Here is an 8,324-nt window from a genome sequence, read left to right on the forward strand (position 1 = left end):
AAGAGATGACATAAATGGATAATTTAATTTATAGTTTAAACGCAACAGTTCCTGTTTTTGTAGTTATTGTTGCAGGTTACATATTTAAGAAAATAGGTTGGATAAATGATGGCTTCATTAAAGCATCAAACAAATTAACATTTACGGTAACATTACCACTTTTGTTGATTCAGGACATGATGAATAATGATTTCCTAAAAAAGTTTGATTTAACATACGTTTTGTTTTGCTTTTTTGTTACGTTGCTATGTTGTATAGGAACAACTATTGTTACCAAGATAGTAATGAAGGACAAAAGCATAATTGCAGAATTTGTACAGGCATCTTATAGAAGTAGTGCAGCAGTTTTAGGAGCAGCTTTTATTTTAAATATTTATGGAGACGCAGGAATGTTACCGTTAATGATAATCGGAGCAGTGCCTCTGTATAATGTGTATGCAGTTATAATTCTTACTGTTGAGTGTCCTGAAAAGGGAGCTAAACAGGAGAAAACATTAGCAAAAACATTAAAGGGAATAGCTACAAATCCAATTATTTTAGGTATTGTAATAGGTGTTATTTTTTCAGCGTTAAAAATAAAATTCCCACCAATGCTTGATAACACAGTAAACAACTTTGCAAAAATCACAACACCTTTGGCGCTTTTAGCCATCGGTGGTAGTTTCGAATTTGGAAAAGCAATAGAGAGAATGAAACCGGCAGTAATTGCCACAGCTTTAAAATTAGTTGGCTGGCCATTAATATTCCTTCCAATTGCCATAAAAATGGGCTTTAGAAACGATGAATTAATGGCACTTGTAATTATGCTTGGCTCACCAACAACACCAAGTTGCTATGTAATGGCTAAGAGCATGAAGTCAGAAGGAACATTAACAAGTAGCGTAATTGTTCTTACAACTTTATTCTCAGCATTTTCAATAACAGGCATAATTTTTGTTTTAAGAAGTTTGGGATATTTGTAGAAGTTTCTGGCATTAATGAAAAATTGGGATATTTATAAAGGAAAGAGTGTAATATGAAAAGATCAGAACAAAAAATTAACGACACATGGAACATGGAAGATATGTTCCCAAGTGATAAAGTTTGGAAAGAAGATTTTGAAAAGGCTACAAAAGAAGTAGCTAAGTACAAAGAGTTTTCAGGAAAAATAAAAGACAGCAAAGATAAACTAATAGAGTTTTTGAAATTTAATGATGAAATAAGTTTGCTTGCTGAAAGACTTTATGTTTATGCAAATCAAAAATATCATGAAGACATGGGTAATGGAAAGTATCAGGCATATTCAGGAAAAGCACAGAAACTTGTTGTAGATATTGGCAGTGCAAGTGCATTTTTTGAACCAGAGGTTCTTGAAATAGATGAAGCCACAATTAACCAGTGGTTAGAAGATGAAAAATTAAACAACTATAAAAGATATATTGAAGAAATATTAAGAAGTAAAAAGCACACTTTAGATAAGAAAACAGAAGAAATATTGGCAAAAAGTAAAAAGATGGCAAATGCCGCTGATAATATTTATGCCATGTATAATGGAGCGGACATTGATTTTCCTACAGTTAAGGATAGTGAAGGAAAAGAAATAAAAATTACTCATGGAAATTTTGTTCCGATTTTATCAGGAGAAGATAGAGAATTAAGAAAGAATGCTTTTACAGGACTTTACAATACTTATGGTGCAATGAAAAATACAATTGCGGCTACTTATAATGCAAACGTGGAACAGGCAAATTTTTATGCTGACGTAAGAAAGTATCCATCTTCAAGAGCAATGTATCTGGATGGCAGCAATATTCCTGAAAGTGTGTACGATAATCTTATAAAAGTTGTTCACGAAAACATGGATTTAATGTATAGATATGTAAGGCTTCGCAAGAAAGCTTTAGGTGTAGAAGAGCTTCATATGTATGATATTTACGCACCAATTGCAAAGGCTCCAAGTAAAAAATATTCCTTTGAGGAAGCTAAGGCAATAGTAAAAGAAGGTCTTGCACCTATGGGAGAAGAATATTTAAGTAAACTTCAGGAAGGTTTTGATAACCGTTGGATTGATGTGTACGAGAATGAAGGAAAAAGAAGCGGTGCATATTCATGGGGCGCATACGGAACACATCCTTATGTACTTTTAAATTTTCAGGGAACTTTGGACCATGTATTTACTTTGGCACACGAAATGGGACATGCTCTGCACTCATATTATTCAGATGCAAACCAGACCTACATTAATGCAGGTTACAAAATCTTTGTGGCAGAAGTGGCATCTACATGCAATGAATCACTTTTAATTCACGATTTATTAAAGAAAACAAAAGACAAAGAAACAAGAGCGTATTTAATTAATCACTTTTTGGAACAGTTTAAAGGAACATTGTATCGTCAGACAATGTTTGCTGAATTTGAAAAAATAACACACGAAATGGTTCAAAAAGGAGAAACATTAACAGCAAATGTATTGTGTGAAACATATTATGATTTGAACAAATTGTATTTTGGTGAGGATATTGTACTTGATAAGGAAATCGCTTTAGAGTGGGCAAGAATACCACACTTTTACAATCCTTTTTATGTATATCAGTATGCAACGGGAATTTCAGCTGCAATAACTCTTTCAAGAAAAATAATGAAAGAAGGAGAAGCAGGAGTAAAAGATTATATGAAATTCTTAACAGGTGGTGGTTCAAAAGCTCCAATTGATTTGCTTAAATTAGCAGGTGTGGACATGACAAAAGAAGAACCTGTAAGAGAGGCATTGCAATTGTTTAGGGAACTTCTTGATGAAATGGAAGCATTGATTTAGAATTTACAGATTATTTCCAATCTCACTACAGAAACAAATGAATATTACGAAAGCACGCTCCCGCTGCTCTTCGCTCGTAGCGGTTCTACAAAGCCGACTACGCTGCCTTTGTGAACCGACGGCTCCGCAGCACTTTCTTAAATATTCATTTGTTCCATTAGTAGGTTTGACATTACTGTATATGGTTTATAAGAAATATTACGAAAGGAAAAGGGATGATTGAGAAAGCACAGGGATTGATTTTTGATTTAGATGGGACCATAATTGACAGTTCCTGGGTATGGGATATGGTTGATATAAAGTTTTTGGGAGACAGAGGTTTTCAGGTTCCTGAAGATTATGTTGAGACAATCTCTCCAATGGGAGCAGAAAATGCAGCAGTTTATACAATTGAAAGATTTGGACTTTATAAGGAAAGACCGGAAGATTTAGTTCGCGAATGGTTTGATATGGCAAAAAAAGAATACAAGGACAAGGTTCAATGTAAGCCCTATGCAAAAACTTTTATTAAGAAAATGAAAGAGCAGGGTAAGAAGCTCTCAATTGCCACATCTTCCGACAAGGAACTATTTATTCCAACACTTGAACGAGAAGGAATAATTGACTCCTTTGATGAAATTATTACTGTTAATCAGGTGCCAAGAGGAAAGAATCATCCTGACATATACATAGAAGCAGCTAAAAGAATGGAAATAGAAAAAAATAGCTGCGTGGTATTTGAAGATATCATAACAGCAATAGAATCGGCAAAAAGAGGCGGTTTTGGAGTTGTAGCTGTAGAAGATGAAAAGTCATTAATTAATAAAAGGGCAATTATGGAAATTGCTGATAAATATATAACAACGTTTAAACAATTATTGTAATTAAAGTTGCTTTTACCATTGTTACAATGGGAAAAGCAGTAGGCTTAATTGGAGAATGGATGGATAAAAGATATTCATTTGTATCTAAATACTTTTGCCGTTTTTTGTAGGTAATTGGGCTAAAACAATTGCTATAAAAATAAGTCCGCAGCCGCAGAGTTGTTTAAGTCCCATGGTCTCACCGAGAATAATCCAACCTGCCAGAACTGAAAAAACTGATTCTAAACTTAAAAGTAATGAGGCGACAGTAGGATTCATACCTTTTTGTCCGATAATCTGACCTGTATAGCCTACACCACAAGACATAATTCCGGCATATAGAATAGGAATCCAGGCACTAGGGGATGTAAAAACTTTTGCCCATGTGCCGATGTTTGCAAAAGAGCGTCCCATTTCAGAAAAAAACATTGGTACCAAACCTAAAATTCCGCAAACAAAGAATTGTATGCATGATAATTTTATTCCATCTACCAACGGCGAAAAATAATTAATAACTAAAATATGTACGGCAAAAAATAAAGCACAAAGTAATAAAAGTAAATCCGCTACTTTAAAAGAAAAAGAACCGTCAAAACACAACATATATAATCCAATTAAAGTAAGTACAACACCTATCCAAATATTTATGCCGCATTTATTTTTGAAAAACAAACCGATAATTGGCACTAACAGAATATAGCAGGCTGTTAAAAATCCGGCTTTTCCGGCAGAAGCCCCCAGATATAAGCCAAGCTGTTGAAGTGTACTTCCTAAGAAAAGGCATGCACCACAACATAAGCCACCTAAAATTAAAAACTTTCGTTGTTTATTTTTTGAAGTGAAAGGTGATTGACTGTTTTTTGAAAAAATAAAAATAACAGGTATTAAAACTAATGCACCTATAAAAGAACGGATGCAGTTAAAAGTATAAGGCCCCAGGCTGTCGCCACCAACACTTTGAGCTACAAATGCCACACCCCATATTAATGCCGTTAAAATTAAAATAAGTGAATTTCTGATTTTTAATGAATTCATTGCGTGTCTCCTTTGTAATAATCGCAGTTATCAGTATAAATGGAAGAGAGAAAATTTGCAAATTTTGGAAAGTAGCCGGGAACTGTTTGGAGTACAATACCTGTTAGAATTGGAGTTGGTACGGTTATTGCGGTGCTTGGTGTGGGAAGAGTTATTGCATTATTTAACTACATATTTATGAGAAAATTTGTTAAACTGGAAATTAAGTAAATTGATTAACGCTAGTAGAAAAATGAGGAGAAGAAAAATGAAATTAATATCATGGAATGTAAATGGAATAAGAGCCTGTGTAACAAAAGGGTTTATGGATTTTTTTAACGAAATTGATGCGGATATTTTTTGTATACAGGAATCAAAAATGCAGGCTGGGCAGTTAGAACTTGATATGCCCGGATATTATCAGTATTGGAATTATGCAGAAAAAAAAGGCTATTCAGGAACTGCTATTTTTACAAAAAAAGAACCCATGTCAGTAAGTTATGGTATTGGGATAGAGAAACATGACAAGGAAGGGCGAGTAATAACTTTAGAGTTTGAAAAGTTTTATATGGTTACCTGTTACACACCAAACTCACAAAATGAACTAAAACGTTTGGATTACAGAATGGAATGGGAAGATGATTTCAGAGCATATCTCAAGAAATTGGAAGAAACAAAGCCGGTTATTATATGTGGAGACTTGAATGTTGCTCATAAAGAAATCGATTTAAAAAATCCAAAAACTAACAGAAAAAATGCCGGTTTTACAGATGAAGAGCGAGAAAAAATGACAACGCTTTTGGAAGCCGGTTTCATTGACACATTCAGATATTTTTATCCGGAAGATGAAGGCCGCTACAGTTGGTGGTCATACAGATTCAAGGCAAGAGAAAAGAACGCAGGCTGGCGCATAGACTATTTTCTTGTTTCAAAAGCACTGGAGAAGAATATAAAGGGCGCAGATATTCACAAAGATGTAATGGGTTCGGATCATTGTCCTATAGAGTTGGAAGTGGAGATGTAGTAAAAATAAGATGTGTAAATAATATGTATAAACACTTGACTGGTGTGTATTAAGTGTGCATTATATATTTATAAGGAGGAATACTAATGAAGTAGCGTGAGTTAATAAAAAAGCTTCAGAGTGTTGGGTTTGAATTTCAAAGGCATGGGGGAAATCACGATATATATAGAAGAGGTGATGATGAAGAACAGATTCCTAGACATAAAGAAGTAAACGAAAGACTGGCAAGAGCTATATTAAGAAAATGGGGGTTATAGTCCAAGCATATATCTAAATAGTATAATGAATGGAGGTTGATGGAATGAAGGTAGCATATCCTGTAATTTTTACAGATGTTGATACGAATATTTTAATTGAGGTACCAGATCTTGGAATTATCACAGAAGCAAACGAGGAAGGTAAAGCAAAGGGAACAATGGCAGATGCTATTATGATGGCGAGAGATGCAATTGGAATAAACTGTATAGAAGCAGAGGATAATGGTAAAAAAATAATCAAGCCATCAGAAATATATGACATAGATGTTTCAAAGGGAACTTTTTATGGTGAGGGACAAATGATTTTATCATTAGTAGATGTAGATTTGACATCGTATCGTAAAATGTTAGATAATAGAACTGTTAGACGAAATGTAACTCTTCCAAATTGGTTAAATCAGGAAGCCGAAAAGGCACATGTTAACGTTTCAAAGGTGTTACAAGAAGCATTAATGGCAAGATTGGGAGTTTCAAGATAAATTATTGTTATATAGAAGATTATATTGAAGAGAATAAGTAATTTAATGCTATCAGACTATCAACCTATATAGACTGATGGTCTGATAGTATTATTTAGAATAAAAGATGAGTAAAAAATTATTGGTAAGATAATCGGAGGTGTAGTGATGAAAAAAATTATTTTAATGGGTGTAATCTGTGGTTTGATGTTATCTGTTTCAGGTTGCAATACAAGTGATAATAAAGAAAAAGCTGTAATGTATATAACTGAAAAGAAATCTGTAGAAAAAACAGAAACAACTACTGAAATTAAAGACTACAAAAAGCTTATAAATACTGTGTATGCACAGTTAGGTAATAATGATAAAAAAAGTGTAGTGAACATTGATGAGGCGAAAGTTAAAAAAATTGACATTAAGTCTGAAAAGAACATTGCGTTAGTTGATAAAAATAAAAAATTGCCAGAGGAAAGTTTTAAAATTATATATCAAACAGATGATGCAATATTAGGAGATTTGGTTGTATATGTTGATGCTTCAAATAATAAAATAATTGCTTATGGGTTAAGGGATTAAATATTGATAGGAAAATTGTAATAGTTTATGTTAGCGAGTTACTTGATATGGAAAGTAATTTAATAAAAGAACTTAATATGTAGTACATACTAATATTTAATAAAGGAGAAATACTAATTATGAACAAATTAAAAAAAATAACATCAATAGCTCTTGCGGTTTTGCTAGTATTTGCTAGTATACCTACAATAAATGTAAGTGCAGCAAAAATTAAACTTAACAAAACCAAAATAACTATTTATGTTGGAAAAACAGTTACTTTAAAGGTGCAAAATAATAAAAAGAAAGTAAAATGGACAACATCAAATAAGAAGATTGCAACAGTCACAAAAAAAGGAAAAGTAAAGGGTAAAAAAAGTGGAAAGGCTACAATTACTGCCCGTGTAGGAAAAAAGAAATATAAGTGTAAAATTACAGTAAAAAAAGCAAAAAATGTTAGCAAACCCAAAAAGAAACCTATAAAAGAAAATATTCCTACAACTACAAAGCAGGAGGAACAAACCTCAAAGAATAACCAACAGGAATCTACAATTGTACCAGAGACAACAACAAGGGCAACAGAAGAGACAACAACGAAGGCTTCTGAAACGGAAAATACAAAATTAAATGAAAATGATGTAAACGCATTACAAAAAATAATTAAAAATCAAAGGAATAGTGGTGCAACAGTAAACACAGATGTTTCAAACAAAGAAGAATATACATGGTCAGACGGTAGACTTATTAGTATTAATTGGACATACAAAAAACTAGCAGGCACATTGGATATTACAGGATTAAGTGAACTTAGAACATTAAATGTAAGTGGCAACAGTTTGACTGGCTTAAATGTGGAGAACAGTAGTGAACTTGAAGTACTAGAATGTTTCGAAAATCAATTAACAAGTCTTGATATAACAAATAATCAGAAGTTAAAAGCTCTTAGTTGTGCGAATAATAAACTGAAATCATTGAATGTAACAAACAATAAAGAATTATCTTCTTTGAATTGTTGTTATTGTAATATTGAAAACATTGATGTAGCTGGCAATGAACAGTTAGTTTCACTTTATTGCAATAATAATGAATTAGTTCAAATAAATGTTTCAAACAATGAACATTTGGTAATTTTATATTGTGGAAATAATAAATTAAAAGATTTAGATACTATACATAATCCACGCTTGAAAAAATTAGATTGTGGATATAATGAAATATCCAATTTGGATACATCAAAAAATTTAGCTTTAGAAGAACTTAATTGTGCTAATAATAAAATTACAAAGCTGGATTTATCCAATAATGTTCTGTTAGAAACCTTACATTGTGATGATAATGTAAATGTTGTGAGAATGGAGAAATAATACTATAAAAATGTTG

General features: G+C 32.5%; 9 protein-coding genes. 8 read left to right on the plus strand and 1 reads right to left on the minus strand.

What is annotated here, in order from left to right:
- Positions 1–14 precede the first annotated feature (14 nt).
- The 3 genes from ACZM4J_RS06185 (at position 15) to ACZM4J_RS06195 (ending at position 3,657) form a co-directional block, all read left to right on the plus strand.
- Positions 15–962: an AEC family transporter gene (locus ACZM4J_RS06185; RefSeq protein ID WP_412622465.1), complete on the plus strand. Its 948-nt coding sequence runs from the start codon at positions 15–17 to the stop codon at positions 960–962.
- Between the two features lie 53 nt (positions 963–1,015).
- On the plus strand, positions 1,016–2,794 hold the full coding sequence (gene pepF, locus ACZM4J_RS06190) for an oligoendopeptidase F (RefSeq protein WP_412622463.1): 1,779 nt from the start codon (positions 1,016–1,018) through the stop codon (positions 2,792–2,794).
- 215 nt (positions 2,795–3,009) lie between these two features.
- The gene (locus tag ACZM4J_RS06195; RefSeq protein ID WP_022165285.1) at positions 3,010–3,657 is read left to right on the plus strand and encodes an HAD family hydrolase; all 648 of its coding nucleotides are present in this window, start codon (positions 3,010–3,012) and stop codon (positions 3,655–3,657) included.
- Positions 3,658–3,741: 84 nt separating this feature from the next.
- On the opposite strand, the gene ACZM4J_RS06200 is transcribed toward ACZM4J_RS06195, so the two are convergent.
- Positions 3,742–4,671, minus strand: coding sequence for a DMT family transporter (locus ACZM4J_RS06200; RefSeq protein ID WP_022165286.1), 930 nt, complete (start codon positions 4,669–4,671; stop codon positions 3,742–3,744).
- A gap of 247 nt (positions 4,672–4,918) precedes the next feature.
- On the opposite strand from ACZM4J_RS06200, the gene ACZM4J_RS06205 reads away from it, so the two are divergent.
- From ACZM4J_RS06205 to ACZM4J_RS06225, 5 genes are all read left to right on the plus strand, one after another.
- Positions 4,919–5,674 carry an exodeoxyribonuclease III gene (locus ACZM4J_RS06205; RefSeq protein WP_022165287.1) on the plus strand — a complete coding sequence of 252 codons (756 nt, stop codon included), beginning with the start codon at positions 4,919–4,921 and terminating at the stop codon, positions 5,672–5,674.
- Positions 5,675–5,778: 104 nt separating this feature from the next.
- On the plus strand, positions 5,779–5,931 hold the full coding sequence (locus ACZM4J_RS06210; RefSeq protein ID WP_412622552.1) for a type II toxin-antitoxin system HicA family toxin: 153 nt from the start codon (positions 5,779–5,781) through the stop codon (positions 5,929–5,931).
- 44 nt (positions 5,932–5,975) lie between these two features.
- Complete coding sequence (locus tag ACZM4J_RS06215) at positions 5,976–6,410, plus strand: type II toxin-antitoxin system HicB family antitoxin (RefSeq protein WP_022165288.1); 435 nt, start codon at positions 5,976–5,978, stop codon at positions 6,408–6,410.
- 147 nt (positions 6,411–6,557) lie between these two features.
- Positions 6,558–6,965, plus strand: a complete 408-nt coding sequence (locus ACZM4J_RS06220; protein ID WP_022165289.1) for a hypothetical protein — start codon at positions 6,558–6,560, stop codon at positions 6,963–6,965.
- A gap of 119 nt (positions 6,966–7,084) precedes the next feature.
- On the plus strand, positions 7,085–8,308 hold the full coding sequence (locus ACZM4J_RS06225; RefSeq protein WP_022165290.1) for a leucine-rich repeat domain-containing protein: 1,224 nt from the start codon (positions 7,085–7,087) through the stop codon (positions 8,306–8,308).
- Positions 8,309–8,324 lie beyond the last annotated feature (16 nt).

The organism is Eubacterium sp. (assembly GCF_057858645.1).

Coding starts and splice junctions, on each gene's coding strand:
- ACZM4J_RS06185 (WP_412622465.1), top strand. CDS start 15: ATGGATAATTTAATTTATAGTTTAAACGCAACAGTTCCTGTTTTTGTA.
- pepF (WP_412622463.1), top strand. CDS start 1,016: ATGAAAAGATCAGAACAAAAAATTAACGACACATGGAACATGGAAGAT.
- ACZM4J_RS06195 (WP_022165285.1), top strand. CDS start 3,010: ATGATTGAGAAAGCACAGGGATTGATTTTTGATTTAGATGGGACCATA.
- ACZM4J_RS06200 (WP_022165286.1), bottom strand. CDS start 4,671: ATGAATTCATTAAAAATCAGAAATTCACTTATTTTAATTTTAACGGCA.
- ACZM4J_RS06205 (WP_022165287.1), top strand. CDS start 4,919: ATGAAATTAATATCATGGAATGTAAATGGAATAAGAGCCTGTGTAACA.
- ACZM4J_RS06215 (WP_022165288.1), top strand. CDS start 5,976: ATGAAGGTAGCATATCCTGTAATTTTTACAGATGTTGATACGAATATT.
- ACZM4J_RS06220 (WP_022165289.1), top strand. CDS start 6,558: ATGAAAAAAATTATTTTAATGGGTGTAATCTGTGGTTTGATGTTATCT.
- ACZM4J_RS06225 (WP_022165290.1), top strand. CDS start 7,085: ATGAACAAATTAAAAAAAATAACATCAATAGCTCTTGCGGTTTTGCTA.